A 24,503-nucleotide genomic window follows, 5' to 3' on the forward strand; every position below is an offset into this window, starting at 1 on the left:
GGCTTCGAGCTGGGGGGCGAGGCGCTGGTGAGCACCTGCAGGCCGTTGGTGATCAGTGCCGTGCGCAGCTCGCGCGAGACCGGCGTGTTTTCATTGCCGGCGATCCGAACCGTGTCGAAAGCAAACTTGGGCGCCTGGCGCAGCGCAAAGCCGCAGCCGGACAAGCCCAGCGTCGCTGCAGCCGCCGCCAGTTGCACGAGCGTGCGGCGCCGTGTGGCGATGGACATGGGGGAGCGAGGGGCTTGCATGCGGGTTCCTTCAAACGACCACGTTGACCAGACGGCCGGGCACGACCACCACCTTCTTCGGCGCGGCACCGGCCGCCTGCTTGACGAAGGCCTCGCTGGCCAGCGCAGCGGCTTCGATGGCGGCCTTGTCCGCACCCGCGGGCACCGTCACGCTGCCGCGCAGCTTGCCGTTGATCTGCAGCATCAGCTCGATCTCGTCGCGCTGCAGGGCGGCCTCGTCGGCCTGCGGCCAGGGCGCGTCCAGCAGCTCGCCGGCATAACCCAGCTCGCGCCAGAGCGCATGCGCAATGTGCGGCGTGGCCGGGTAGATGCAGCGCAGCAAGATGCCGAAGCTCTCGGCCAGCGCAGCGTTGTCGCCCGCCGAGCCGTCGGCCTTGAAGTCTTCCAGTGCGTTGAGCATCTTCATGGCGCCCGACACCACGGTGTTGTATTGCATGCGCTGGTAGTCGTAGTCCACCTGCTTGAGCACGGTGTGCATTTCCAGCCGAAGCGCCTTCGCGGCTTTGGACAGCGGCTGCTTCGACACGCCAGCGGCGAGGGCACCCAGGCCGCTCGTGGCCGAGAGCTTCAGCCCGAACGCCCACACGCGGCGCAGGAAACGGTAGCTGCCTTCCACCGCTGCGTCGTTCCACTCCAGCGTGGCCTCGGGCGGTGCGGTGAACATGGTGTAGAGCCGCGCGGTGTCGGCACCGTACTTCTCGATGAGGTCCTGCGGGTCCACGCCGTTGTTCTTCGACTTGGACATCGTGCCCACGCCTTCGTAGTCGATCGGCGTGCCCACGGGCAGCAGGCCGTCGCCGCTGGTGGCCGGGTTCTTCAGCTTGGCGCCCACGATCTTGCCGCCTTCATCGAGCACGTGCTCCACATCGTGCGGCCAGAAGTAGTCCTTGCCGCCCTTGGTGGTGCGGCGGCTGTAGATGTGGTTGAGCACCATGCCCTGCGTGAGCAGGTGCGTGAAGGGCTCATCGACCTTGATCAGGCCGAGGTCGCGCATCACCTTGGTCCAGAAGCGCGCGTAGAGCAGGTGCAGGATCGCGTGCTCGATGCCGCCGATGTACTGGTCCATGCCGCTGCCGCCGACCGCGGCGTTCGCATCCCGCATCCAGTAGTCGGTGCCTGCCCCGACCATCTGTTCGCTGTTGGTCGGGTCGCAGTAGCGCATGAAGTACCACGACGAGTCCACGAAGGTGTCCATGGTGTCGGTCTCGCGGCGCGCGGGCTTGCCACACACCGGGCACACCACGCCCGCATGAAAGCCCTCGTGCTTGTGCAGCGGATTGCCCGAACCGTCGGGAATGCAGTCTTGCGGCAGCACCACCGGCAGGTCTTTCTCGGGCACCGGCACGGCGCCGTGTTCGGCGCAATGAATGATGGGAATCGGCGTGCCCCAGTAACGCTGGCGGCTCACGCCCCAGTCGCGCAGGCGGAAGGTCGTCTTCTTCTCGCCCATGCCCTTGCCGGCGAGCAGCTCGGCGACCTTGTCCACGGCGGCCTTGTGCCCCAAGCCGTCGAGCACGCCCGAGTGCACGCACACACCGCGCTGCTTGTCGCCGTACCAGTCGGCCCAGGTTTCGGTGCTGAAGTTCTCGCCCTCGACAGCCACCACCTGCTTGATCGCAATGCCGTACTTGTTGGCGAAGGCGAAGTCGCGTTCGTCGTGCGCGGGCACGCCCATCACAGCGCCGTCGCCGTAGCTCATGAGCACGTAGTTGCCCACCCACACATCCACTTCCTCACCGGTGAGCGGGTGCGTGACGGACAGGCCTGTGGCCATGCCCTTCTTTTCCTGGGTGGCGAGTTCGGCCTCGGTGGTGCCACCGGTCTTGCATTCTTCGATGAACGCGGCCAGGGCCGGGTTGCTGGCGGCCGCGTGCGTGGCCAGCGGGTGCTCGGGCGCCACGGCGCAGAAGGTCACGCCCATGATGGTGTCGGCGCGCGTGGTGAAGACGTACATCCGGCCACCACCGATGGGCGCACCACCTGCGTCCTGGATCGTGTGCGGGAAGGCGAAGCGCACGCCTTCGCTCTTGCCGATCCAGTTCTCCTGCATCAGCCGCACCTTGTCGGGCCAGCCGTTGAGCGTGGCCTTGGGGTTGCCGATCTGCACATGGTCGAGCAACTCGTTGGCATACGAGGTGATGTTGAGGTAGTAGCCCGGGATCTCGCGTTTCTCGACCACCGCACCCGTGCGCCAGCCCTTGCCGTCGATCACCTGTTCGTTGGCCAGCACGGTCTGGTCCACCGGGTCCCAGTTGACCACCTGGGTCTTGCGGTAGGCAATGCCCTTTTCCAGCATCTTCAGAAACAGCCACTGGTTCCACTTGTAGTAGCTGGGGTCGCAGGTGGCCACCTCGCGCGACCAGTCGATCGCCAGGCCCATGGCCTGCATCTGCTGCTTCATGTACGCGATGTTCTCAAACGTCCACTTCGCGGGCGGCACACCGTTCTTCAAGGCCGCGTTTTCAGCCGGCAAACCAAACGCGTCCCAGCCCATGGGCATGAGCACATTCATGCCCTTCATGCGCAGCTGGCGCGCGAGCATGTCGTTGATGGTGTAGTTGCGCACGTGGCCCATGTGCAGCTTGCCGCTGGGGTACGGCAGCATCGAGCAGGCATAGAACTTCGGCTTGCTGGCGTCTTCCGTCACGCGGTAGGCGTCGGTGGCATTCCAGTGGGCGTGCGCGGCGCGCTCGACTTCCTTGTGGGCGTATTTGTCTTGCATGAACCAGGGCCCGGGCCAGCCGGGACGGTGAGAAAAGGGGAGACGGCGCAGGGTGCGCGCGGAGTTGCTGGATTTTAGGCCTTGCCCCGGGCCAGGGCTGCGGGCCGCTGCACTCAGCGCGCGGGCGGCGCGGGGGCTTCTGCGACAAAGCCGATGCGCGAGAGCCCGGCGGTCTGTGCGAGGCCAATCAGCTGCACCACCCGCCCATACGGCACGGCGGCATCGGCGCGCAGCTGCAGCTCGGTGTCGGGGTTGCGTTGCGCTGTGGCCTGCAGGCGCTGGCGCAGCGCGTCTTCGGCCAGGGGCTCGTCGTTCCAGTGCAGCTGGCCTTGCGCGTCCAGCGCGATCGCCACCGACGCCTCGGGTGCGGCTGGTGCGGCAGCGGGCACCTCTGCCTTGGGCAGCTCCAGCGACAGCCGGCTGGCCATCAAGGGCGCGGCAATGATGAAGATCACCAGCAACACCAGCATCACGTCCACCAGCGGGGTCACGTTGATGTCGCTCATGGGCTTGTCTGCCCTGGAGCGCTCCAGGCGACCGAAACTCATGTCGACGTGCCGCCCTGTTGCGCCAGCAACTCGCGCAGGTCGCGCGCAAAGCCTTCCAGGTCGGCCTCGATGCGCGCGATCTGGCGACCCAGCACGTTGTACGCGAGCACGGCCGGAATGGCCACCGCGAGACCCGCCGCCGTCATCACCAGTGCCTCGCCCACGGGGCCGGCCACCTGCTCGATGCGGAACGGGCCGTCGAGCCCGAACCCCGAGAGGGCGTGGTAGATGCCCCAGACCGTGCCGAGCAAGCCCACAAACGGCGCGGTGGAGCCCACTGTGGCCAGCAGCACCTGGCCGAACTGCAGGCGGTGCAGCACGCGGTGCAAGGCATCACGCAGCACGCGGGTGAGCTGCTGCGAACGGTCGCCCGCGGCGGCCAGCGTGTGGGGCGCGGCGTTGTCCAGCCCGCGCGCGGCTTGCAGCAAGGGCAACACGAGCTGCTGTGGGTCGAAGCGCTGCAGGCGCGCCTGCGCATCGGTCAAATCGGCCGCCTGCCAGAACGCAGCAGTGCTCAGGCTCAGGTCGGCCACCGCACGGCGCAGGAGCCAGCCTTTCCAGACGATCACCACCCAGCTGGCCACCGACATCGCCAGCAACAGCAGGGCCACCGCGCGGCCCAGCGCATCGGCCTGGGCTAGGGTGCTCAAGAGACCGGCTGGCGCTTGGGCGTCCATGGGGCGCGCAGGCTCGCGAGCGGCTCAGCGCAGGCCGAGCACGTCGAACATGTCGTACAGCCCGGCGGGCTTGCCGGCCAGGAAGCGCACCGCGCGCAGGCTGCCCTGGGCGTAGGTGGCGCGGCTGCTGGACTTGTGCGTGATCTCGATGCGCTCCCCGGTGCCGGCAAACAGCACCGTGTGGTCACCCACGATGTCACCGCCACGAATGGTGGCGAAGCCGATGGACGACGGATCGCGCTCCCCGGTCACTCCTTCGCGCGCATACACGGCGCAGTCCTTCAGATCGCGGCCCAGCGCGTCCGCGATCACCTCGCCCATCTTGAGCGCGGTCCCGCTGGGCGCATCCACCTTGTGGCGGTGGTGGGCTTCGATGATCTCGATGTCGTAGCCCGTGGCCATCGCCTTGGCCGCCATCTCCAGCAGCTTGAGCGTGACGTTCACGCCCACGCTCATGTTGGGCGCCATGACGATCGGGATCTGTTTTGCGATCTCGGCGATCTCGGCCTTTTGCACATCCGAAAAACCGGTGGTGCCGATGACCACGCCCACGCCGTGCTTCACGCATTCGCGCAGGTGCGCCATCGTGCCTTCGGGACGGGTGAAATCGATCAAAAACTGGCTGCTGGCGAGCCCGGCTGACAGATCGGCCGTGATGGCAACACCACTGGCCTGGCCGGCAAAGCCCGCCGCGTCCTGCCCGATGGCCGGGCTGCTGGCGATGTCGAGCGCGCCCGAGAGCACGGCATCGCCACTGGCACGAACCGCCTCCACGAGCATCTGCCCCATGCGGCCACTCGCTCCAGCCACACAGATGCGCAGCGGCTGAACAGCCGACACGGCGGCGCTCATCGTGCAGCTCCCGGTGTCGACTCCAGCGGCGGATAGGACACATCGGGCGAAGCCGCAGGCGGCGTTGGCTCAGGCGACACGGGTGTGTTCTTTTCCTGGAACGATTTCAGCTGCGCTTCGGTGGCCTCCAGCGGTGGCACCTTGCCAAACTTGCGCCGCGAGTCGAGCGAAGCGACGAATTCGGTCTCGCTGGGCAGCTCATCGCCTTCAAAGCGCTCCAGGACATCGCCCTTGAAGAACACCGCCAGCCTGCGCTGCTGGGACTCCTGGCCCTGGCGCTTGAAGGTGAACACGTAGTCCCAGCGCTCGGCGTGGAACACACTGGCCAACAGGGGCGAGCCGAGAATGTCGCGCACCTCGCCCCGCGACATGCCGGTCTTGAGGGCTTGCGCCTGCTCTCGCGTGACCACATTGCCTTGCACGATGTCAATCTTGTACGGCGTGATCAGCGTGGGCATGCGGTTGCTGATGCTCGAACAAGCCGAGAGCGCCGCCACGGCCAGCACGGCACACAGCACATGCACCGGACGCGAGGTCGGCTTCAGACGAAGGGCTGGACGGGGGGGAAAGAGGTGCATGTGGGCTGACCCTGGAGGCAACGCGACTCAAACCACACAGAGGGAAATGCGGCGCGGCGCGAATGCTGGCGATATGATCCGGGCATTGTAGCCCCGGGGTCCAGCGCCCGAGCGGGCACCGCCAGTGCAGCCAGCAACGACCACCGGCGCCCGTTTCAACCCCAGCAACCGCCCAGCCCGCCATGACCAACATCGAAGAACTCAAGAGCACCGGGCTCAAGGCCACTTTGCCCCGGCTGAAAATCCTCGAGGTGTTTCAGAACGCCAAGCAGCGGCACATGACGGCGGAAGACGTGTTTCGCGTGCTGCTCGAAGACCGCTCGGACATCGGTCTCGCCACGGTGTACCGCGTGCTGATGCAGTTTGAACAGGCCGGCCTGCTCACGCGCAGCAACTTCGAGTCGGGCAAGTCGGTGTTCGAGCTCAACGAGGGCCAGCACCACGACCACCTGGTGTGCCTGGACTGCGGCCGGGTGGAAGAGTTTTTCGATGCCGAAATCGAAAAGCGCCAGCAGATGGTGGCCAAGACCCGTGGCTTCGTGCTGCAGGAGCATGCCCTGTCGCTGTACGCCAACTGCAGCAAGACCGACTGCCCGCACCGCAGCAGCGGCAGCGGCAGCGCACACCGGGCGGCTTGAGCCGCCCTCACTCGCCGCGCGACATGGCCGCGCGGTGACGCGAGACGAACTCCTGATAGGTATCGATGCCGCGCAGCTGCAGGATGGTGTTGCGTACGGCGGCCTCCACCAGCACGGCGATGTTGCGGCCCGCCACCACTTGAATGACCGCCTTGCGCACGGGCACGCCCAGCACGTCCTGATACAGCGGTTCGTGCGGCATGCGCTCGTAGTCGCGCTCCATCGTCTCCCGACGCACCAGGTGCACGATCAGCGACAGGCGCATCTTCCGGCGCACGGCGGTCTCGCCAAAAATCGCCTTGATGTCGAGCAGGCCGATGCCTCGAACTTCCAGAAGGTTCTGCAAGAGCTCGGGACAGCGGCCCTCGATGCTGGTCTGGTTGATGCGGTAAAGGTCCACCGCATCGTCGGCCACCAGCCCGTGGCCACGTGAAATCAGTTCCAGACCCAGCTCGCTCTTGCCCAAGCCGGATTCGCCGGTGATGAGCACCCCCATGCCCAGAATGTCCATGAACACACCGTGCATGGACGAGCGGTCGGCGAAATGCCGCGACAAGTAGGCGCGCAACACATCGATGACAAAGGCCGCCGACTCCTGGGTGGAGAACATGGGGATCTGCGCCCGCTCGCACATGGCGGTGAGCGCATCGGGTGCGGTCTGCCCGTCGGCCACGACCAGCACAGGCGGTTCCAGTGTCACGATGCGCGCCACCCTTCGGCGGTTGTCCTCGTCGCTGGGACTGGTGAGGTAGGCCACCTCACGCTCACCGAACACCTGCACCCGGTAGGGGTGGATGTAATTGAGGTAACCCACGAGATCGGCGCCCGAGCGGGCCGCGCGGATGGCCACCTCGTCAAAGCGGCGCTCTGACGCGCCAAGCCCCGCAATCCACTGCCATTTCAGGGCGTCCCGATGGTCCTCGAACAGGACGTCGGCACTGACAACCGTGGGCTTCATGGCAGCCGGATCGCCACGAGGCAGACGCCTGGCTGTTCAGCCCAGAGGGCCGCGAACTCGGACAACCACCGCTCGAGGGAGCTCAAAATGTCACGCGGCGGCGTGCGCCGACTGCCAGGATGTGATCAGCCTGTGAAGCTCGTCGGCAGCGCCGGAGGTCTTCATCTGCTCGCGCAGTGCGCTGTCGCTCAACATCTCGGCGATCTCGGACAGGATTTCCAGGTGCTTCTGCGTGGCCACCTCGGGCACCAGCAGGAAAATCATGAACTGCACGGGCTGTTCGTCCGGCGCGTCGAAGCCGATCGGGCTGGCGAGCTGGAACACCGCGGCCAGCGGTTGCTTCAGGCCCTTGATGCGGCCATGCGGAATGGCCACACCGTGGCCCAGGCCGGTCGAACCCAGGCGCTCACGGGCGAAGAGGCTGTCGGTGATCAGGGCGCGGTTGAGTCCGTGTTCGGTCTCAAAAAGCAGGCCCGCTTCTTCAAATGCGCGCTTCTTGCTGGTGGCATCGACGCCGACGAGCACCTGCACGGCGGGCAATATGGCGGAAAGTCGGTTCATGTGGGCCCTTTCGGACCGCAAATTATGCCGAGTTGAGGCCCCTTGGCTAGACTGCGGGCACAAAAAAGCCGCTTGACATATCAAGCGGCTTGCTGCATTGCAACATACGTCACGCACCCTCTGGTCGAGGGGCGTGACAACGGTCACATCAGGCGTTTGACCGAGTCGTGGTGATGGTCTTGCGTCTTGTCCTTGTACCGCAGCACCTGGCGGTCCAGTTTGTCGGCCAGGTCGTCGACAGCGGCGTACAGATCGGCATGAACACTTTCGGCGAACAGGTCGCGCCCTTTGACATGGATGTTGCATTCGGCCTTTTGTCGCAGGTCTTTCTCTTTGAGGTTGTCCACCGTCAACAGCACCTTGATGTCGACCACCTGGTCGAAATGCCGGGAGATGCGTTCCAGTTTGGTGGTGACGTAACCGCGCAGGGCGGGCGTGACCTCGAGGTGGTGACCGCTGATCGTCAGGTTCATAGATGAGCCTCCATATGCTCCGGGTTGACACAAGCCGCCTGGGGCAAGACCTCCCGACGGCCACGGGGATGTCTTGAACCCACTATGCCCATGAACGCCATCCGGCGCAAGCCGGAGGGCGCAACAAAGCGTGAGAAATCGGTGAAACCCCCTGCAGGCGCGGGCGAGCGGCTCACTGGAGCGAGGCATCAGGCCACCTGCGGTTGAGGCGATTGGGTAGCATGTGTGGACGTCCATCACCGCCCAAAATCCTTGTCCCTCGACACCCTCATCACCCACAACACCTTGCCCGCTGGCATGCCCGAGTACGGCGCCGATGCCTGCGCCCTGGTGCTCATGGGGGGTGGTGCCCGCACGGCCTACCAGGTGGGTGTGCTCAAGGCGGTAGGCGCGATGCTGGCCAAGCATGCAACGACCCCGCAGGCCGCTGCGGCATTCCCGTTTCAATGGCTGTTCGGCACCTCGGCGGGCGCACTCAACGCCAGCTACCTCGCGAGCATCGCCACCCAGGGCATGGGCGCACTGTCGCAGCTGGCCACCTTCTGGAGCGGCTTGCGCTCCGAGCGCGTTTACCGACTGGAAGCGCCCGGGTGGGTGCGCGCCAACCGTGTGGTCGCCGGGCTGACGCTGGCTCGGCAGGTGCGCAAGCACCGCGCCTTGCTCGACACACTCCCGCTGGTGGACACGCTGCACCGGGCGATCGATCTGCACAGCGTGGAGCGCGCGCTGGATCAAAAACTGATTCATGCGCTGGGCGTCACCGCATCGAGCTACACCACCGGGGAGCACTGGACGTTCTGCCAGACACGGGCGAACCATCCGGTGCAACCGTGGCACCGGCCGGGGCGCCGCTCGGAGTTTCAGCCCATCACCATCGAGCACCTGATGGCATCGAGTGCCATCCCCTTTCTCTTTCCTGCCGTGCCCTTGTGGGTGGACGGTCACAAGGAGCACTTCGGCGACGGCTCCATGCGCCAACTGTCTCCGCTGTCGCCCGCCATTCAGTTTGGTGCGCGCCGCATTCTGGTCGTCGGTGTGGGACAGCCGCAGCGCTCCGGCATGGCGTCGCGCCACGGGGGCGAGCCCACGGCGGGCACCATCGCGGGCCACGCCATGGCCAGCGTCTTCCACGACACGCTGCAAGCCGACGTCGAGCAGGCGCAGCGGGTGAGCCAGACGCTGGCGCGCCTGCCGCCCACACTGGCAGCGGCGCTGCCGTATCGGCCGGTTGAAGTGCTGGCGCTGCAGCCGAGTTTTTCGCTGGACGAGCTGGCGAGCAAGCACATCCGCGAGCTGCCCGCGCCCACGCGCAACACGCTGGCAGGGCTGGGTGCACTGGACACCCGGCGCGGCGCGGCCGGCAGCGCGGCGGCGCTGGCCAGCTACCTGCTGTTCGAGCCTGGCTTCGTCAACGCCCTGATCGAGTTGGGCGAACACGATGCCTGGCGACGAAAGGATGAATTGATGCGCTTCTTCGGCGCATCCGGTCACATGGACGCCGGCACCGCGGTGCCATAATTCCCAGCTTCAAACACGGAGAGACGCATGGACAGCACACCCCCCAGTTGTGTGCTTTCAGCCACCCCCGAGACCGTCTGAACGCCGCCTGCGCGCGGCTCTGGATCAGGCGGCCGGCTGGCTGAAAGCAGCACCCCACCGCCCCCAAGGCCGGCCTCGCCCGCCTTGACTTTTGCCAGACAGATCCCACCGGGAGCGCCGCCATGCTCAACGTATTCACCCTGGCCAACGGCCGCCTGTTCCAGGAAGAGATCGAGTCACTCGAAGAGCTGGCCCGATTCAAGCCCATCTGGGTCGACCTCGAAGACCCCACGCCCGAGGAGCGGCGCTGGGTCAAGCAGCACTTTGGCTTGTCGATTCCCGAAAACGCGATGGACGAGGACATCGAGGAGTCGGCGCGCTTCTTCGAGGAAGACAACGGCGAACTCCACGTGCGCTCGGACTTCTTGATCGACGACGACGAAGACCCGCGCGCCGTCCGTGTGGCCTTTATCCTGAATGAGCACAACGACACGCTCAAGAGCCAGGGCGTGCTGTTCTCCATCCACGACGAAGACGTGCCCGTGTTCCGGCTCCTGCGCATGCGCGCCCGGCGCATGCCCGGCCTGATCGAGGACGCCAAGGATGTGCTGCTCATGCTGTTCGACGCGGATGCCGAGTACTGCGCCGACACGCTGGAAGACATCTACGACGAAATCGAAACCGTGAGCAAGAAGGTGCTCAACAGCAACGCATCGGACGATCTGCTGAGTGAGGCACTGTCGGCCATCGCTCGGCACGAGGACATGTCGGGCCGCATTCGCCGCAACGTGATGGACACACGCCGCGCCGTCAGTTTCATGATGCGCAGCCGGCTGCTGAACGCGGAGCAGTTCGAAGACGCACGCCAGATTCTTCGCGACCTGGACTCCCTTGACGGCCACACCGCGTTCCTCTTCGACAAGATCAACTTCTTGATGGATGCGACCGTCGGTTTCATCAACATCAACCAGAACAAGATCATCAAGATCTTTTCGGTGGCCAGCGTGTCGCTGCTGCCCCCCACGCTGGTGGCCAGCAGCTATGGCATGAACTTCGACTTCATGCCCGAGCTGAAGTGGCACTACGGCTATCCGCTGGCGCTTGTGCTGATGGTGCTGTCGGCGGTGGTGCCGATGCTGTACTTCCGCAAGCGCGGCTGGTTGAGGTAGGCCACCCCACCGCCCTTGAGGGGCATCACGTCATCCGCAGCAGCGTTTCGATGATGGCGCTGCTGTAGCGGCTGGCCACCTCGCGCAGGAAGCGAGGAAAGTCCACGTGGGCCGCGTCGTCGGCGCGGTCTGAGATGGTGCGCACCACCGCGAGCGGCACGCCGTAGTCGTGGCACACCTGCGCGAAGGCAGCGCCCTCCATTTCCACGGCAAGCGCGTCGGGCAGCGCGTCGCACAAGGCCCGGCTTTCGGCGGTGGTGGAGACAAAGCGGTCGCCGCTGATGAGCAGCCCCTCGTGGCAGCTGGGCGCGCCGATGGAAAAGGAGCGCAAAGTCTCTGCATCCAGCTGCGCAGGCATGTCTCCAAGCACTTGCTCGCAAGCCCGCGCCAGCCGGGCGGTCAGGTCCGCATCGGCCTCAAACGTGGAGCGGCCATAGCCCGGCACCTCGTGCCGGGGGAAGATCGGCGACGCATCCATGTCGTGCTGGAGAAAGTGCCGGGCCACCACCACATCGCCGACGCGCACGCCCGCTGCCAGACCGCCCGCCACGCCCGTGAACACGATGCGCCGCACGCCAAAACGTTCGATCAGCGCGGTGGCGGTGGTCGCTGCCGCCACCTTGCCAATGCCCGACAGCACCGCGACCACCTCTTGTCCATGCAGGTGCCCGTGCCAGAAGGTGCGTCCACCCACCACCTTCTGCTGCTCGTCGGGCATGAGCGCCAGCACGGCGGCGAGTTCTTCGTGCAAGGCGCTGACGATGGCCATGGTGGTCAAGAGACGGTCCTCCAACAACGGTCGGGCAAAAGAAAAGGCGGCCAAAGCCGCCTTGCATTGTCGCGCAGCGATGCGCTACTTCTTGTCCCTCAGCTCGCGCCGCAGGATCTTGCCCACGGGAGTCTTGGGCAACTCGGTGCGGAACTCCACCACCTTGGGCTGCTTGTAGCCGGTCAGATTCGACTTGCAGTACTCGCGCACCGCGGCCTCGGTCAGGGCCTCGTCCTTCTTCACGATCACCAGCTTGACCGCTTCACCCGACTTGTCGTCGGGCACGCCCACCACCGCGCATTCGAGCACGCCGGGCAGTTGCGCCACCACGTCCTCCACTTCGTTGGGGTACACGTTGAAGCCACTGACCAGCACCATGTCCTTCTTGCGGTCCACGATCTTGAAGTAGCCGCGCGCGTCCATGATGCCGACGTCACCACTCTTGAAATAGCCATCGGGCGTCATGACCTTGGCGGTTTCATCGGGACGCTGCCAGTAGCCCGCCATCACCTGCGGACCCTTGATGGCGATCTCGCCGGGCTGGCCCATGGGCACCTCGTGGCCATCGTCGTCGAGGCACTTCATGAAGGTGTTGGGCAACGGCACGCCGATGGTGCCGCTGTACTCGGTGCTGGTGGTCGGGTTGCAGCTGGCCGAAGGGCTGGTCTCGCTCAGGCCATAGCCTTCACAGATCGGGCAACCCGTCTTCTCCAGCCAGAGCTTGGCCACCGCACCTTGTACCGCCATGCCGCCACCGACCGACACCTTCAGGTTGCTCCAGTTGACGGTGTTGAAGTCGGGGTGGTTGGCCAGGCCGTTGAACAGCGTGTTGACCGCCGGAAAGCTGTGGAAGGTGTGCTTGCTCAGCTCCTTGAGCACGGCAGGCAAGTCGCGCGGGTTGGGGATGAGGATGGTTTTGCCGCCGGTGCGCATGGACAGCATCATGTTCACCGTGAACGCGAAGATGTGATAGAGCGGCAGGGCACACACGCTGGTGGGCTGCTCGCCAACGGGCACCTGCTTCATCACCGGGTCGTTCCAGGCCTCGGACTGAAGCACGTTCGCGATCACGTTGCGGTGCTGGAGCACCGCGCCCTTGCTCACGCCGGTGGTGCCGCCGGTGTATTGCAGCACCGCCATATCGTCGGGCTTGATGTCAGGCCGCTTGAGCGTGCCGCGTGAGCCCTTGGCAATGGCGTCGTTGAAGCGCACGGCCTGCGGCAGGCTGAAGGCAGGCACCATCTTCTTGACGTTGCGCACCACGTAGTTCACCAGGGCGCCCTTGAGCAGGCCCAGCTGGTCGCCCATGGCCGCAAGCACCACGTGCTTGGTGGGCGTGTTGGCGATGCACTGCTGCAGTGTGTTCGCAAAATTCTCAATGATCACGATCGCCTTGGCGCCCGAGTCCTTGAGCTGGTGCTCCAGCTCACGCGGCGTGTACAGCGGGTTGACATTGACCACCACGAAACCGGCGCGCAGGATGCCCGCCACCGCCACCGGGTACTGAGGCACGTTGGGCATCATGATCGCCACGCGATCGCCTTTGACGAGGCCCAGGCCCTGCAGATAGGCGGCAAAGGCCTGCGAGAGGCTGTCGGTCTGGGCAAAGCTGACGTCCTTGCCCATGAAGCTGTAGGCCGTGCGGCCACCGTGCTTCTGGAAGCTCTCTTCCATCAAGTGGACCAGCGACGGGTACTGGGCCACGTTGATGTCGGCGGGAACGCCCGCAGGATAGGCGCTGAGCCAAGGGCGATTCGCCGCAGATTCGGTCATTCGGTCTCTCCTCGTTCTCGTGAAAGCTACAACCGCGCATTGTCCTTGGGAAGCACGTGAAACGCCCTCGTGTTTTTCCCTTACGCAGTTCTGACAGGCTACCCCAAAACACGGCGCAGGCCGTGTTCATGCTACAAAAACCAGAGGGCCGGTGTCGCCACCGGCCCTCTGGTCATGCACTGTCTCCAGGCCTTACTCGATGGCCTTGGTCATGTCTTCAACGACCTTCTTCGCATCGCCAAACACCATCATGGTCTTGTCCATGTAGAAGAGTTCGTTGTCCAGGCCCGCGTAGCCCGCGGCCATGGAGCGCTTGTTCACGATCACGGTCTTGGCCTTGTAGGCCTCCAGGATCGGCATGCCGTAGATGGCACTGCCCTTCTGCAAGGCGGCCGGGTTCACCACGTCGTTGGCCCCCAGGATGATGGCGACGTCGGCCTGACCGAACTCGCCGTTGATGTCTTCCATCTCGAACACCTGGTCGTAAGGCACTTCGGCCTCGGCCAGCAGCACGTTCATGTGGCCCGGCATGCGCCCGGCCACCGGGTGAATGGCGTACTTCACCGTGACGCCTTTTTCAGTCAGCTTGTGGGCCAGTTCCTTCACGGCGTGCTGCGCGCGCGCCACCGCCAGGCCATAGCCGGGCACGATCACCACGGTCTCGGCGTTGCCCAGGATGAAGGCCGCGTCGTCGGCGCTGCCGCTCTTGGCGGTGCGCTGCACGCCGCCACCGGCGGCGGCGGTGGCCGCGTCGCCGCCAAAGCCGCCCAGGATCACGTTGAAGAACGAGCGGTTCATCGCCTTGCACATGATGTAGCTCAGGATCGCGCCCGAAGAGCCCACCAGCGAGCCCGCGATGATCAGCATCGAGTTGTTCAGGCTGAAGCCGATGCCGGCCGCCGCCCAGCCCGAGTAGCTGTTGAGCATGGACACCACCACCGGCATGTCGGCCCCGCCAATGGGGATGATGATCAGCACGCCCAGGATGAAGCCCAGCGCGATCACCAGCACGATGTCCATCCAGCTCTGCGAGTGCCAGAAGCCGAAAATGAAGAACACAGTGGCCAGGCCCAGCAAGAGGTTGAGTTTGTGCTGACCCGCGAAGGTGACCGGCGCGCCCTGGAACAGGCGGAATTTGTACTTGCCCGAGAGCTTGCCGAAGGCAATCACCGAACCCGAGAAGGTGACCGCGCCGATGAAAGCCCCGAGCGCCAGCTCGATGCGGTTACCGCCTGGGATGGGGTCGCCCTTGGCGACGATCGCAAAAGCCCACGGTTCGGCCACCACAGCCACCGCGATGCACACCGCGGCCAGGCCGATCATGCTGTGCATGAAGGCGACCAGCTCGGGCATCTTGGTCATCTCGACCCGGTTGGCCATGACGGCGCCGATGCCACCACCCACCAGCAAACCACCCAGCACCCACACCATGCCCTCGGCCTTGCCGCCGGAGAGCTCAACGATGAGCGCGGCGGTGGTCAGCACGGCGATGGCCATGCCGGTCATGCCGAAGACGTTGCCCCGGATGGAGGTGGTGGGATGCGAGAGCCCTTTGAGGGCCTGGATGAAGCAGACGCTGGCCACCAGGTACAGCAGCGTGACGAGGTTCATGGACATTATTGGGCCCCCACGTTCGTCACTGGCGTGTACTCACTGCCCCCCGAGGGGGTGCGAGCTTGCTCGAAGCGGTTCTGCGCGGCGCTCATTTGTGCGCTCCTTCAGCGGCAGCAGGCGCCTTGCGCTCCTTCTTCTTGAACATCTCCAGCATGCGCCGCGTGACCAGGAAGCCGCCAAACACGTTGACCGCCGCCAGCGCCACAGCCATCACGCCCATGGCCTTGCCCAGGTTCGTCTCGGTGAGAGCCGCAGCCAGCATGGCGCCGACGATGACGATGGCAGAGATGGCGTTGGTCACGGCCATCAGCGGCGTGTGCAGCGCTGGCGTGACGTTCCACACCACGTGGTAACCCACGTAGATGGCCAGCACGAAGATGATGAGGTTCAGGATGGTGGGGGATACGGCTTCCATGGGGTCTCCTATGTCAGTTGAGGACAGCGCTGAAGGTCTGTCCCGCAAATTCACTGCGCTCGCTTGACTGCGCCACCCTGGGTCATGAGGCAGGCGGCGACGATGTCGTCGTCCATCGGCACCTGCACGGCGGTGGCGTCTTTGGGCAGCACGAGCTTGAGGAAGTCGAGCACGTTGCGGGCGTAGAGCGCGGAAGCATCGGCGCCGACCATGGCAGCCAGGTTGGTCTCGCCCACCAGCGTCACGCCGTGCTTGACGACCGTCTTGTCCGCCTCGGTCAGCGGGCAATTGCCGCCCACACTGCCGTCGGCGTTGGGCGCGCCCTTGCCGGCAGCCAGGTCCACGATCACGCTGCCCGGCTTCATGGACTTGACCATGTCTTCGGTGATCAGCACCGGTGCGGCGCGCCCCGGGATAAGGGCGGTGGAGATGACCACGTCGGCCTGCGCCACCCGCTTGGCCACCTCGGCCTTCTGCCGCTCCAGCCACGAGGGTGGCATGGGCCGGGCGTACCCGCCCACGCCCTCGGCGGCTTCCTTCTCTTCGGCGGTTTCGTAGGGCACGTCAATGAACTTGCCGCCTAGCGACTCGACCTGCTCCTTCACGCTCGGGCGCACATCGGAGGCCTCGATCACCGCACCCAGGCGCTTGGCGGTGGCAATGGCCTGCAGGCCCGCCACGCCCACGCCGAGGATGACCACGCGCGCAGCCTTCACGGTGCCCGCTGCCGTCATGAGCATCGGGAAGAAGCGTTGGTAGTGGTGGGCCGCGACCATCACGGCCTTGTAGCCCGCGATGTTGGCCTGGGAGGACAGCACGTCCATGCTCTGCGCGCGCGTGGTGCGTGGTGCCGCTTCGAGCGCAAAGGCGGTGAGGCCGGCCGCCGCGAGGCGCTGCAGGCCCGCTGCATCAAAAGGATTGAGCATGCCCACCAGCGTGGTGCCGGGCTTCATCAACGCCAGTTCGTTGTCGAAAGGGCTGCGCACCTTGAGCACCAGATCGGCACCCAGGGCGCCCGCCGCGTCGGTGATGTCGGCACCCACAGCCGCGTAGGCCGCGTCGGTCACGCTGGCCGCCAGACCAGCGCCGGACTGCACGCGCACCGTGTGGCCCTGCGCCACATACTTCTTCGCCGTCTCCGGGGTCACGGCCACTCGGGTTTCGCCCACTGTGGTCTCAGCGGGTACGCCTATCAGCATGGAAGTCTCCTCACCCAGGGGGTTGAATGAAAGTCGGGGCGAGCTTACCCGAAAGCCGTCTGACGGCCCATGGGGTCCGCCCTGCCACCCATAATGGTGCGCCATGAACATTCGATGGAAACCCAGTGTCACCGTGGCGGCCGTCATCGAGCGCGATGGCCGGTTCCTGCTGGTGGAAGAGCACACGGCCGAGGGGCTGCGGCTGAACAACCCGGCAGGGCACCTCGACCCCGGCGAAAGCCTGGTGGATGCGGTGGCACGGGAAACCCTCGAAGAAACCATGCACGCCTTCACGCCCACGGCGCTGGTGGGCGTGTACATGTCGCGCTTCCAGCGCACGGGCCGCGATGGCGCGGCCGATGAAGACATCACCTACCTGCGGTTCGCCTACTGCGGCGAGCTCGGAGACGTGGTGCCTGGCCGCACGCTGGACACCGGCATCGTGCGAACCCTGTGGATGACGCCCGACGAGGTGCGCGCCAGTGCATCGCGCCACCGCAGCCCGCTGGTGCTTCGCTGCATGGAAGACCATCTCGCCGGCCAGCGCCACCCGCTCTCTGTGGTCTTCACCGATCCCACGGTCACGCAGGCGCTCACACCACCGCGCTGACGGCAGAAGGGTCCGCCGGAGCCTCCCCGCACGGCGGTGCGGGTCCCGTTCGTCCATTCGGCGCGCCAGCGGATTGCATGCCCGCCCAAATAATGCGAGCGCAGTATGTTTCAAGCTGGGGGCGCCACCTATGCTCCGCCACTTGAGTTCGCTGCCACTGCCATGAATGGGTATTGCAGGGCGACGTCTGCGGACGCACTTCAAAGGTGGTGAGTGCCGTGCAAAAGCCATTCGAACCCGTTCAATTCTTTGCCTTCACCTGCATCGCCGTCACGGCCATGACGACAGCAGCGGTCGCCAGCAGCCACATCTGGCTGCCCGGGCTCTCCGCCTTCACCCGAGACATGAGCCTGGTGGCCCTGGGCTGGCTGGCCTTGTGCGCCCTGCTGTTCGGGATCGCCCTTCGCGCGCAATCCACGATCCGGCAACAGGCCGAGGAGATCGAAACGCAGCAGCGGCTGAGCCCATCCCTGACCACCGCATCGCTCCATGAACTCGTGGCGGGCGTGGCCAGGCTCCTCAACGGGCCACTGACCCTGTCCAAGGGGCATACGCTGTTCGCCATTCGCGTGCTCAACGACATGCTCGCGGGCCTGCACGCCGCACCCCGCCCCGCACTGGGTCTGGCCGGAGGCACAGTGGGCACCGACCCCATCGCCAGCGAGATCCGCGCCGTTCAGGAGGTGCTGAACGACGTGTTGCTGGGGATTGATCAGGCGCACGGTCTGGTCGACAACCTGAGCAACGCCGGGCAGGCGGGGCAGGACGCGCAGCACGTGGTCGACCTGAATGCCGCGCTGTCCAGCGTGATGTACATCGCTCAGGCGCTCATTCCCCAGGGCATCCGGCTGGTACCGCAGCTGGGGCGTCTTCCCCCGCTGGCCTGCAACCTCGCGCAGCTCGATCAGGTGTTCCTGAACCTCATCGTCAACACCGCGCACGCCATGGACGGCCCAGGCACCCTCACCGTGACCACGGCAAGCCACCGCCAGATGGCAAGCGTGGCGATCCACCACTCAGGGCGCGCGATCACCCAGGACGCCTTGCCCCGCCTCTTTGACCCCTGCTTCACCGCACTGGCGGGCGGCGACACGGCCGGGCAGGGACTTGCGACGGCCCTGGGTGTCGTGAAGGACCACGGCGGTGAGATCGTGATCGACCCGAACGGCGGCGCCAGCGCGCAGTTCCAGATTCTTCTGCGCCTGCAGCCGTCCAAGCTCCTGCGGCACGACAGACGCGGTGCGCGCGGCCCCCATGCGGCGCGCCCTTCACGCGGCGCACGCAGCGCCGCCTGAGTCGACGCGCGGTGTGCGCATCGGCGTCGCCGAATCGCATACATTGGAAACCCCGCGCCACGTCGTCCGCCCATGACCGACTTTGCCAAGCTCACGCCGCCTTCGTCTGAACCGCCCGCTTCGCGAGGTGTGCTGCCACCCGACGACGCCCTGCGTGCAGAGCTGCACAACGAGGTGCACGCGCGTCCCGCTGCGCGCATCCGGTTGCCCGCACTCATCGTTTTTGTGGCCGTGCTCAACGAGGGGGTGAGCCGCGAACAGGAGTGCGAACATCTGCGGCGCTTGCCGGGGCAGCAGGCGCTGTCACCCGACCAGATGCGCGACAACTTCCTGCGCCTGCATTTTGGTCACTACACGCTGAAATGGGAGCGGCACACCGAGTTCACCCGCTACTCCATCGTGCAACCCCTGCCGCCAGGCACGGGCCTGGGCGAACGCGAACCCGAGTTGTTGAGTGCGCTGGTGATGCCCGAACACTGGCTGCGCGACATCCCGGGGCGCACGGTGGCCGCCATCACCCTCGCAATGCTGCACGCCGAGATGCCACAGCAAACGCCACAGCCGCAGGCGGTGCTCATGGCGCAGGCACAGCGCTGGTTTGGGGGGGAACGCACCGTGGTGGCGTCGCAGGTGGGCGGCGGGCATTCGTGGGCGCTCACCGACTTCCACCTGCTGCCCTCGGGCTTCGAACGCATGCTGGTCATCACCTCGCCAGACACGACCGAGACACGGGCGGGTCGCATCTCCCAGCGCTTGTTCGAGGTCGAAACCTACCGCCTCATGGCGCTGCGGGGCTTGCCTGCGGTCAAGGCGCTGGGGCCCATGCTGTCGCAGGCGGAAGCGCAGCTCGCCAGCATCACGGCCCAGCTGGAGAACAAGTCGTCTTCAGAGCAGGACTTGCTCGATCAACTCGTCTCGCTGGCGGTGCGCGTGGAGCGCGCCACCGCCGAAAACAACTACCGCTTCGGTGCCACGCGCGCCTACGACGCCCTGGTCAAGCAGCGCATGGGTGAGTTGCGTGAAAAGCCGATTCCCGGCACGCAGACGATTGGCGAGTTCATCCAGCGGCGACTGTCGCCAGCCATGGCCACGGTGGCCGCCAGCGCGCAGCGACTGACCTCTCTGTCCGAGCGCATTTCGCGCGCCAGCGCTCTGCTGCGCACGCGGGTCGACATCGTGACGGAGGCACAGAACCAGCAGCTGCTGGAGAAGCTCACACGCGGCCAGGAAATGCAGCTGCACCTGCAGACCACCGTGGAAGGCCTGTCGATTGCCGCCATCTCGTATTACGTGATCAGCCTCCTGCTGTACCTGGCCAAGGGCGCCAAAGCCGCCGGGCTGCCAATTCACCCTGAAATCGCCGCGGGTGCACTGATTCCGCTGGTGCTGTGGGCGGTCTGGCGCACCACCCGGCGCATCCACGCCAGGCTCGGCGCGCCGGCCAGCACGAAACCCTGAAGACGGCCCCTCAGGCCGACAGAAGCCGCGCGCGCGCAGGCGCCGTGTCGAACACAGACGCGGCATCGGTGGTGATCACGCCACCGCCCAGGCACACGTCGCCGTCGTAGAGCACGGCACTCTGCCCGGGCGTGACCGCCCACTGCGGGTCGGAGAAGCCCAGTGAGAAGCCCGCATCGCCTTCAGCGTCGAACCGGCAGGGCGAATCGGCCTGGCGGTAGCGCGTCTTGGCGGCCAGTTCGGTCTGGGCGGGCGCATGTCCGGCCACCCAGCTGGCGTCTTGGGCACGCAGACGGGGTGTGAGCAACCACGGGTGGTCATGCCCCTGTACGACCCACAGGGTATTTTTCTGGACGTCTTTGCGGGCCACGAACCAGGGGGCGTGTTCGTTGCCGCCTTTTTGCGCACCCTTCTCGCGCACACCGCCAATGCCCAGACCCTGACGCTGGCCCAGCGTGTAGAAGCTCAGGCCCACATGCTGGCCGAGCACGCGGCCCTTGTGGTCCTTGATCGGCCCGGGTTCCTTCGCGATGTAGCGGTTGAGGAAATCGCGGAACGGCCGCTCGCCGATGAAGCAGATGCCGGTGCTGTCCTTCTTTTTCGCATTGGGCAGCGCAATCTCGGCCGCGATGCGGCGCACCTCGGTCTTGGGCAGTTCACCCACCGGGAACAGCGTCTTGCTCAGTTGCGCCTGGTTGAGCCGGTGCAGGAAGTAGCTCTGGTCTTTGAGCGGGTCCTTGCCCTTGAGCAACTCGAATGCACCGTCGCGCTCGCGTACCCGCGCGTAGTGGCCGGTGGCAATCTTCTCGGCACCCAACCGCATCGCGTGGTCCAGAAAGGCCTTGAACTTGATCTCGGCGTTGCACAGGATGTCCGGGTTGGGCGTGCGACCGGCCTGGTACTCGCGCAAGAATTCGGCGAACACACGGTCTTTGTACTCGGCCGCGAAGTTGACGTGTTCGATGTCAATGCCCAGCACATCGGCCACGCTGGCCGCGTCCAGGAAGTCCTGCCGGGTCGAGCAGTATTCGCTGTCGTCGTCGTCTTCCCAGTTCTTCATGAAGATGCCGATGACCTCGTGGCCCTGCTGCTTGAGCAGGTACGCGCTCACCGCAGAGTCCACGCCCCCGCTCAACCCGACCACCACACGCTGTTTGCTCGCCATCGCGCGATTATCCCAGCGCGGCTGTGCGGCACGCGGCGCAGGGACATCGCCCGGCCGCGAGTTACGGTTGCTGACACGCGTCACAAGTCATTTAAGGCTGTCTTCAAGTTGGGTGGTTGCAATGCCTCCTCCCGCACTTCTGCGGGGATTCATTGCACAGGAAACCATCCATGAAATCGCTCGTTCTCTCCGCATTGCTGATCGCCGCCGCCGGCACCGCCATGGCCTCGCCCACCTGCACCGCACCGAAGGATCAGTGGCAACCCGAAGCTGCGTTCAAGAAGAACCTCGAAACCCAGGGCTACCAGATCAAGACCTTCAAGGTCACCAAGGGCCAGTGCTACGAGATCTACGGCACCGACAAGGCGGGCAAGAAAGTGGAGATCTACTTCGACCCCGTCAGCGGCAAGGCCCTGGAACAGAAGTGACCCCCGCTGCGGTCACCGACTCCAAGCGCGTATGGGACCCGCTGGTGCGGGTCTTTCACTGGTCTCTGGTGACCTGCGTGCTGCTCAACCTCTTTGTGGTGGACGACGGCGAAAACCTGCACCAGTGGCTGGGTTATGCGGCGTCGGCGCTGGTGGTGGTGAGGACGGTCTGGGGATTTGTGGGTTCACGCCACGCACGCTTCGCCGACTTCTTTCCCACGCCCACGCGGCTGTACGAGCATGTGCAGGCGATGCGGCGCGGCCAGATGGCACATCACTGGGGACACAACCCCTTGGGCGGTCTGATGGCCCTGGCGCTCATGGGCATGGTGCTCGCCCTGGGTCTTACCGGCTGGATGCAATCGCTGGATGCCTTCTGGGGCGAAGAATGGTTGCAGGACCTGCACGAAGGACTGGGCGAGTGGTTGATGCCCATGGTTGGCGTCCATGCCGCGGCGGCCATCATCATGGGCCGCATCGAGCGCACCCGCCTTGTCAAAGCCATGGTCACCGGGGTGAAAGAGCGCTACTGACGCAACGCCACATGGCAAACTGGGGCGATGCCGATCACCATCGATCCTGCCGAGGTGGAGTTCACCGCCATCCGCGCCCAGGGCGCGGGTGGCCAAAACGTCAACAAGGTCTCCAACGCCGTGCACCTGCGGTTTGCGGTGCACGCGTCTTCGCTGCCCGAAGCGGTGAAGGCGCGCCTGCTGGCGCTGAGCGACCAGCGCATCACCACCGAAGGCGTGGTGGTGATCAAGGCACAGACCAGCCGAAGCCTGGAGCAGAACAAGGCCGACGCCATCGAGCGCCTGCAGGCGCTGGTTGAGAGCGTGGCCACCGTGCCCAAGGCGCGCAAGGCCACCCGACCCACGTTCGGGTCTCAGCAGCGGCGGCTCGAAGGCAAGGCCTCGCGCTCGAACGTCAAACAGTTGCGGGGCCGGGTGCGCGGCAGCGAGTGATCTCGTCTACTTCACGGCTTCGCTGGGCGCGCGGCTGTGTTCGTTGTTGGTGTGCACCAGCAGGCACAGCAGTTTCATGAATTCGGCCCGCTGGCGCTCGGTCAGCGGCGCCAGGATGTGCTCCTGCGCGCGCAGCATGGCAGGCACCGCATCGGCCAGCACGGCGGCGCCGGCAGCGGTCAGCACCAGCTGGCGCGAGCGGCGGTCTTCGGCTGATGTGCGCCGCTCCAGCCAGCCGCGCGCCTCCAGGCGGTCCACCACGCCACCGGTGGTGGACGCGTCCAGCGCGATGGTGCGCGCCAGCGTGCGCTGGTCCATGCCGGGGTGGTTGGCCACGGTCTGCAGCGCCGCGTATTGCACCGGCGTGATGCCCAGCTCACCAAGCTCCTGCAAGAAGATGCCCACCGAAATCTGGTGCAGGCGCCGGATGTTGTGGCCGGGCTGGTCGTCGATGTCGATGGCCGGGGGCTGGCTGCGCTTCATGGGGTGAATCCGGGGAACTCGGGACGGTCTGCAAGATGGAAGGGGGTTGCTGGAATCCTAGCATCGACCCTACAATAAGTACACTTATCGTCAGTGTGCAATTCAAATGCAGGAGACCCGCATGACCTCGCCTTCTCAAGACATTCCCGTTCTCGTGGCCGGCGGTGGCATCGGTGGCCTGGCCGCGGCGCTCGCGCTGGTGCGCCAGGGCTTTCGGGTGAAGGTGCTTGAGCAGGCGCCCGACATTGGCGAGATCGGCGCCGGCATGCAGCTCGGCCCCAACGCCTTTCATGCATTCGACGCCCTGGGCGTGGGTGAGCTGGCGCGAAGCCGCGCCGTCTACACGGACTTCATGGTGATGCACGACGCGCTGGACGAATACCAGGTCGGCATGATCCCCACCGGCGAGGCGTTCCGCCAGCGCTTTGGCAACCCGTATGCGGTGATCCACCGCGCCGATGCGCACGGCTCGCTGCTCGAAGGTGTGCAGGCCAGCGGCCAGATCGAGTTCCTCACGTCCACGCGCGTCGAGCGCATCGAGCAAGACGCCGACGGCGTGACGGTGCACGACCAGCACGGCCGCGCGCACCGCGGCCTGGCGCTGATCGGCGCCGACGGCGTGAAGTCGGTGGTGCGCCAGCAGTTTGTGGGCGACGAAGCCCGCGTGACCGGCCATGTGGTCTACCGCGCCGTGGTGGACAAGGCGGACTTTCCACAGGACCTGCAGTGGAACGCCGCCAGCATCTGGGTCGGCCCCAACTGCCACTTGGTGCACTACCCGCTGCGGGGCGGCGAGCAGTACAACGTGGTGGTCACCTTCCACAGCCGCGAGGCCGAACAGTGGGGCGTGACCGAGGGCAGCAAGGCCGAGGTGCAAAGCTACTTCCAGGGCATCTGCCCGCGCGCTCGCCAGCTGATCGATTTGCCCAAGAGCTGGAAGCGCTGGGCCACGGCCGACCGTGAGCCCATCGACCAGTGGAGCTTTGGCCGCGTCACGCTGCTCGGCGACGCCGCCCACCCGACAACGCAGTACATGGCGCAAGGCGCCTGCATGGCGATGGAGGACGCGGTGACGCTGGGCGAGGCCTTGCGCGTCCATGGCAACGACGTCGAGAAGGCCTTCGACCTGTACCAGCGCTCGCGCATCGCGCGCACGGCGCGCATCGTGCTGAGCTCGCGCGAGATGGGCCGCATCTACCATGCCAAGGGCGTGGAGCGGCTGGTGCGCAACGACCTGTGGCGCGGCCGCAGCCCTGAACGTTTTTACGATGCCATGGAATGGCTGTACGGCTGGAACGTCCAGAACTGCCTCGCCGCTGCTGCCTGACACCTGCCGATTTTTCCGTTCGCCCTGAGCCTGTCGAAG

At 65.8% G+C, this 24,503-nt stretch carries 25 protein-coding genes and 1 pseudogene; 10 read left to right on the forward strand and 16 right to left on the reverse strand.

The annotated features are described in order from the left end of the window. The 6 genes and pseudogenes from KXJ60_RS05750 to KXJ60_RS05775 all read right to left on the reverse strand — a co-directional run. Positions 1-248: pseudogene (locus KXJ60_RS05750) on the reverse strand (hypothetical protein); the annotation flags it as partial. Positions 249-258: 10 nt separating this feature from the next. Then, on the reverse strand, positions 259-2,970 hold the full coding sequence (leuS, locus tag KXJ60_RS05755; RefSeq protein WP_291125056.1) for a leucine--tRNA ligase: 2,712 nt from the start codon (positions 2,968-2,970) through the stop codon (positions 259-261). Between the two features lie 113 nt (positions 2,971-3,083). After that, on the reverse strand, positions 3,084-3,518 hold the full coding sequence (locus KXJ60_RS05760) for a biopolymer transporter ExbD (protein WP_291125059.1): 435 nt from the start codon (positions 3,516-3,518) through the stop codon (positions 3,084-3,086). Beyond that, complete coding sequence (locus tag KXJ60_RS05765) at positions 3,515-4,108, reverse strand: MotA/TolQ/ExbB proton channel family protein (protein WP_291125122.1); 594 nt, start codon at positions 4,106-4,108, stop codon at positions 3,515-3,517. The genes KXJ60_RS05760 and KXJ60_RS05765 overlap by 4 nt, the downstream gene beginning before the upstream one ends. Positions 4,109-4,219: 111 nt before the next feature. Beyond that, complete coding sequence (gene dapB, locus KXJ60_RS05770; protein ID WP_291125062.1) at positions 4,220-5,047, reverse strand: 4-hydroxy-tetrahydrodipicolinate reductase; 828 nt, start codon at positions 5,045-5,047, stop codon at positions 4,220-4,222. After that, the gene (locus tag KXJ60_RS05775) at positions 5,044-5,505 is read right to left on the reverse strand and encodes an outer membrane protein assembly factor BamE (protein WP_291125125.1); all 462 of its coding nucleotides are present in this window, start codon (positions 5,503-5,505) and stop codon (positions 5,044-5,046) included. The genes dapB and KXJ60_RS05775 overlap by 4 nt, the downstream gene beginning before the upstream one ends. 302 nt (positions 5,506-5,807) lie before the next feature. On the opposite strand from KXJ60_RS05775, the gene fur reads away from it, so the two are divergent. After that, positions 5,808-6,263: a ferric iron uptake transcriptional regulator gene (gene fur, locus KXJ60_RS05780; protein ID WP_291125065.1), complete on the forward strand. Its 456-nt coding sequence runs from the start codon at positions 5,808-5,810 to the stop codon at positions 6,261-6,263. A 7-nt stretch (positions 6,264-6,270) separates the two neighbouring features. Here fur and hprK read toward each other — a convergent pair whose 3' ends face one another. The 3 genes from hprK to raiA all read right to left on the reverse strand — a co-directional run bounded on the left by hprK (position 6,271) and on the right by raiA (position 8,255). Next, a complete protein-coding gene (gene hprK, locus KXJ60_RS05785) occupies positions 6,271-7,221 on the reverse strand; it encodes an HPr(Ser) kinase/phosphatase (RefSeq protein ID WP_291125069.1) in 951 nt (316 codons plus the stop codon). Positions 7,222-7,311: 90 nt separating this feature from the next. Next, positions 7,312-7,782 (reverse strand): PTS sugar transporter subunit IIA, encoded by a 471-nt coding sequence (locus tag KXJ60_RS05790; protein ID WP_291125072.1) that lies wholly within the window; start codon positions 7,780-7,782, stop codon positions 7,312-7,314. A 143-nt stretch (positions 7,783-7,925) separates the two neighbouring features. Continuing rightward, entirely contained in the window at positions 7,926-8,255 is a 330-nt protein-coding gene (gene raiA / locus KXJ60_RS05795; RefSeq protein WP_291125074.1) for a ribosome-associated translation inhibitor RaiA, read from the reverse strand. 252 nt (positions 8,256-8,507) lie between these two features. Between raiA and KXJ60_RS05800 the strand changes: the two genes are divergently transcribed. Both KXJ60_RS05800 and corA read left to right on the forward strand, forming a co-directional pair. Then, positions 8,508-9,773 (forward strand): patatin-like phospholipase family protein, encoded by a 1,266-nt coding sequence (locus tag KXJ60_RS05800; protein WP_291125076.1) that lies wholly within the window; start codon positions 8,508-8,510, stop codon positions 9,771-9,773. A 203-nt stretch (positions 9,774-9,976) separates the two neighbouring features. Continuing rightward, a complete protein-coding gene (gene corA / locus KXJ60_RS05805; protein ID WP_291125080.1) occupies positions 9,977-10,963 on the forward strand; it encodes a magnesium/cobalt transporter CorA in 987 nt (328 codons plus the stop codon). A 25-nt stretch (positions 10,964-10,988) separates the two neighbouring features. Here corA and KXJ60_RS05810 read toward each other — a convergent pair whose 3' ends face one another. The 5 genes from KXJ60_RS05810 to KXJ60_RS05830 all read right to left on the reverse strand — a co-directional run bounded on the left by KXJ60_RS05810 (position 10,989) and on the right by KXJ60_RS05830 (position 16,733). Further along, positions 10,989-11,732 carry a 5'-methylthioadenosine/adenosylhomocysteine nucleosidase gene (locus KXJ60_RS05810; protein ID WP_291125128.1) on the reverse strand — a complete coding sequence of 248 codons (744 nt, stop codon included), beginning with the start codon at positions 11,730-11,732 and terminating at the stop codon, positions 10,989-10,991. An 84-nt stretch (positions 11,733-11,816) separates the two neighbouring features. After that, on the reverse strand, positions 11,817-13,505 hold the full coding sequence (locus tag KXJ60_RS05815) for a long-chain-fatty-acid--CoA ligase (RefSeq protein WP_291125083.1): 1,689 nt from the start codon (positions 13,503-13,505) through the stop codon (positions 11,817-11,819). A gap of 192 nt (positions 13,506-13,697) precedes the next feature. Further along, positions 13,698-15,122, reverse strand: coding sequence for an NAD(P)(+) transhydrogenase (Re/Si-specific) subunit beta (locus KXJ60_RS05820; protein WP_291125085.1), 1,425 nt, complete (start codon positions 15,120-15,122; stop codon positions 13,698-13,700). Between the two features lie 85 nt (positions 15,123-15,207). Then, positions 15,208-15,534 (reverse strand): NAD(P) transhydrogenase subunit alpha, encoded by a 327-nt coding sequence (locus tag KXJ60_RS05825; protein ID WP_291125088.1) that lies wholly within the window; start codon positions 15,532-15,534, stop codon positions 15,208-15,210. A gap of 50 nt (positions 15,535-15,584) precedes the next feature. Further along, positions 15,585-16,733: a Re/Si-specific NAD(P)(+) transhydrogenase subunit alpha gene (locus tag KXJ60_RS05830; RefSeq protein WP_291125091.1), complete on the reverse strand. Its 1,149-nt coding sequence runs from the start codon at positions 16,731-16,733 to the stop codon at positions 15,585-15,587. Positions 16,734-16,836: 103 nt separating this feature from the next. On the opposite strand from KXJ60_RS05830, the gene KXJ60_RS05835 reads away from it, so the two are divergent. From KXJ60_RS05835 to KXJ60_RS05845, 3 genes are all read left to right on the forward strand, one after another. Beyond that, positions 16,837-17,343, forward strand: a complete 507-nt coding sequence (locus tag KXJ60_RS05835) for an NUDIX hydrolase (protein ID WP_291125094.1) — start codon at positions 16,837-16,839, stop codon at positions 17,341-17,343. 218 nt (positions 17,344-17,561) lie between these two features. Continuing rightward, on the forward strand, positions 17,562-18,638 hold the full coding sequence (locus KXJ60_RS05840; protein ID WP_291125097.1) for a sensor histidine kinase: 1,077 nt from the start codon (positions 17,562-17,564) through the stop codon (positions 18,636-18,638). Between the two features lie 72 nt (positions 18,639-18,710). Continuing rightward, entirely contained in the window at positions 18,711-20,096 is a 1,386-nt protein-coding gene (locus KXJ60_RS05845; RefSeq protein WP_291125100.1) for a DUF3422 domain-containing protein, read from the forward strand. A 10-nt stretch (positions 20,097-20,106) separates the two neighbouring features. On the opposite strand, the gene mnmA is transcribed toward KXJ60_RS05845, so the two are convergent. After that, on the reverse strand, positions 20,107-21,261 hold the full coding sequence (gene mnmA / locus KXJ60_RS05850; protein ID WP_291125103.1) for a tRNA 2-thiouridine(34) synthase MnmA: 1,155 nt from the start codon (positions 21,259-21,261) through the stop codon (positions 20,107-20,109). 170 nt (positions 21,262-21,431) lie between these two features. On the opposite strand from mnmA, the gene KXJ60_RS05855 reads away from it, so the two are divergent. Genes KXJ60_RS05855 through arfB form a run of 3 tightly spaced genes read left to right on the forward strand, consistent with a single transcriptional unit; the run spans position 21,432 to position 22,654 of the window. Then, complete coding sequence (locus KXJ60_RS05855; protein WP_291125106.1) at positions 21,432-21,689, forward strand: PepSY domain-containing protein; 258 nt, start codon at positions 21,432-21,434, stop codon at positions 21,687-21,689. Continuing rightward, positions 21,686-22,222 (forward strand): cytochrome b/b6 domain-containing protein, encoded by a 537-nt coding sequence (locus KXJ60_RS05860; RefSeq protein WP_291125109.1) that lies wholly within the window; start codon positions 21,686-21,688, stop codon positions 22,220-22,222. Before KXJ60_RS05855 ends, KXJ60_RS05860 begins: the two co-directional genes overlap by 4 nt. A gap of 27 nt (positions 22,223-22,249) precedes the next feature. After that, positions 22,250-22,654: an alternative ribosome rescue aminoacyl-tRNA hydrolase ArfB gene (arfB, locus tag KXJ60_RS05865; protein ID WP_291125112.1), complete on the forward strand. Its 405-nt coding sequence runs from the start codon at positions 22,250-22,252 to the stop codon at positions 22,652-22,654. A gap of 6 nt (positions 22,655-22,660) precedes the next feature. Here the strand turns inward: arfB and KXJ60_RS05870 are convergent, their stop codons facing one another. Next, positions 22,661-23,137, reverse strand: a complete 477-nt coding sequence (locus KXJ60_RS05870; protein ID WP_291125115.1) for a MarR family transcriptional regulator — start codon at positions 23,135-23,137, stop codon at positions 22,661-22,663. Between the two features lie 121 nt (positions 23,138-23,258). Between KXJ60_RS05870 and KXJ60_RS05875 the strand changes: the two genes are divergently transcribed. Beyond that, positions 23,259-24,464, forward strand: coding sequence for a 3-hydroxybenzoate 6-monooxygenase (locus KXJ60_RS05875; protein ID WP_291125118.1), 1,206 nt, complete (start codon positions 23,259-23,261; stop codon positions 24,462-24,464). Positions 24,465-24,503: the final 39 nt, after the last annotated feature.

It is taken from the genome of Hydrogenophaga sp. (assembly GCF_019264445.1).
GTDB lineage: Bacteria > Pseudomonadota > Gammaproteobacteria > Burkholderiales > Burkholderiaceae_C > Hydrogenophaga.

What these genes read in the sequence shown, in the direction of transcription:
- KXJ60_RS05875 (WP_291125118.1), top strand. Translation starts at nt 23,259, where the DNA reads ATGACCTCGCCTTCTCAAGACATTCCCGTTCTCGTGGCCGGCGGTGGC.
- KXJ60_RS05835 (WP_291125094.1), top strand. Translation starts at nt 16,837, where the DNA reads ATGAACATTCGATGGAAACCCAGTGTCACCGTGGCGGCCGTCATCGAG.
- arfB (WP_291125112.1), top strand. Translation starts at nt 22,250, where the DNA reads ATGCCGATCACCATCGATCCTGCCGAGGTGGAGTTCACCGCCATCCGC.
- raiA (WP_291125074.1), bottom strand. Translation starts at nt 8,255, where the DNA reads ATGAACCTGACGATCAGCGGTCACCACCTCGAGGTCACGCCCGCCCTG.
- KXJ60_RS05830 (WP_291125091.1), bottom strand. Translation starts at nt 16,733, where the DNA reads ATGCTGATAGGCGTACCCGCTGAGACCACAGTGGGCGAAACCCGAGTG.
- KXJ60_RS05790 (WP_291125072.1), bottom strand. Translation starts at nt 7,782, where the DNA reads ATGAACCGACTTTCCGCCATATTGCCCGCCGTGCAGGTGCTCGTCGGC.
- fur (WP_291125065.1), top strand. Translation starts at nt 5,808, where the DNA reads ATGACCAACATCGAAGAACTCAAGAGCACCGGGCTCAAGGCCACTTTG.
- dapB (WP_291125062.1), bottom strand. Translation starts at nt 5,047, where the DNA reads ATGAGCGCCGCCGTGTCGGCTGTTCAGCCGCTGCGCATCTGTGTGGCT.
- KXJ60_RS05820 (WP_291125085.1), bottom strand. Translation starts at nt 15,122, where the DNA reads ATGTCCATGAACCTCGTCACGCTGCTGTACCTGGTGGCCAGCGTCTGC.
- KXJ60_RS05810 (WP_291125128.1), bottom strand. Translation starts at nt 11,732, where the DNA reads ATGGCCATCGTCAGCGCCTTGCACGAAGAACTCGCCGCCGTGCTGGCG.
- leuS (WP_291125056.1), bottom strand. Translation starts at nt 2,970, where the DNA reads ATGCAAGACAAATACGCCCACAAGGAAGTCGAGCGCGCCGCGCACGCC.
- KXJ60_RS05765 (WP_291125122.1), bottom strand. Translation starts at nt 4,108, where the DNA reads ATGTCGGTGGCCAGCTGGGTGGTGATCGTCTGGAAAGGCTGGCTCCTG.
- KXJ60_RS05760 (WP_291125059.1), bottom strand. Translation starts at nt 3,518, where the DNA reads ATGAGTTTCGGTCGCCTGGAGCGCTCCAGGGCAGACAAGCCCATGAGC.
- KXJ60_RS05855 (WP_291125106.1), top strand. Translation starts at nt 21,432, where the DNA reads ATGAAATCGCTCGTTCTCTCCGCATTGCTGATCGCCGCCGCCGGCACC.
- KXJ60_RS05845 (WP_291125100.1), top strand. Translation starts at nt 18,711, where the DNA reads ATGACCGACTTTGCCAAGCTCACGCCGCCTTCGTCTGAACCGCCCGCT.
- hprK (WP_291125069.1), bottom strand. Translation starts at nt 7,221, where the DNA reads ATGAAGCCCACGGTTGTCAGTGCCGACGTCCTGTTCGAGGACCATCGG.
- mnmA (WP_291125103.1), bottom strand. Translation starts at nt 21,261, where the DNA reads ATGGCGAGCAAACAGCGTGTGGTGGTCGGGTTGAGCGGGGGCGTGGAC.
- KXJ60_RS05870 (WP_291125115.1), bottom strand. Translation starts at nt 23,137, where the DNA reads ATGAAGCGCAGCCAGCCCCCGGCCATCGACATCGACGACCAGCCCGGC.
- KXJ60_RS05775 (WP_291125125.1), bottom strand. Translation starts at nt 5,505, where the DNA reads ATGCCCACGCTGATCACGCCGTACAAGATTGACATCGTGCAAGGCAAT.
- KXJ60_RS05825 (WP_291125088.1), bottom strand. Translation starts at nt 15,534, where the DNA reads ATGGAAGCCGTATCCCCCACCATCCTGAACCTCATCATCTTCGTGCTG.
- KXJ60_RS05815 (WP_291125083.1), bottom strand. Translation starts at nt 13,505, where the DNA reads ATGACCGAATCTGCGGCGAATCGCCCTTGGCTCAGCGCCTATCCTGCG.
- corA (WP_291125080.1), top strand. Translation starts at nt 9,977, where the DNA reads ATGCTCAACGTATTCACCCTGGCCAACGGCCGCCTGTTCCAGGAAGAG.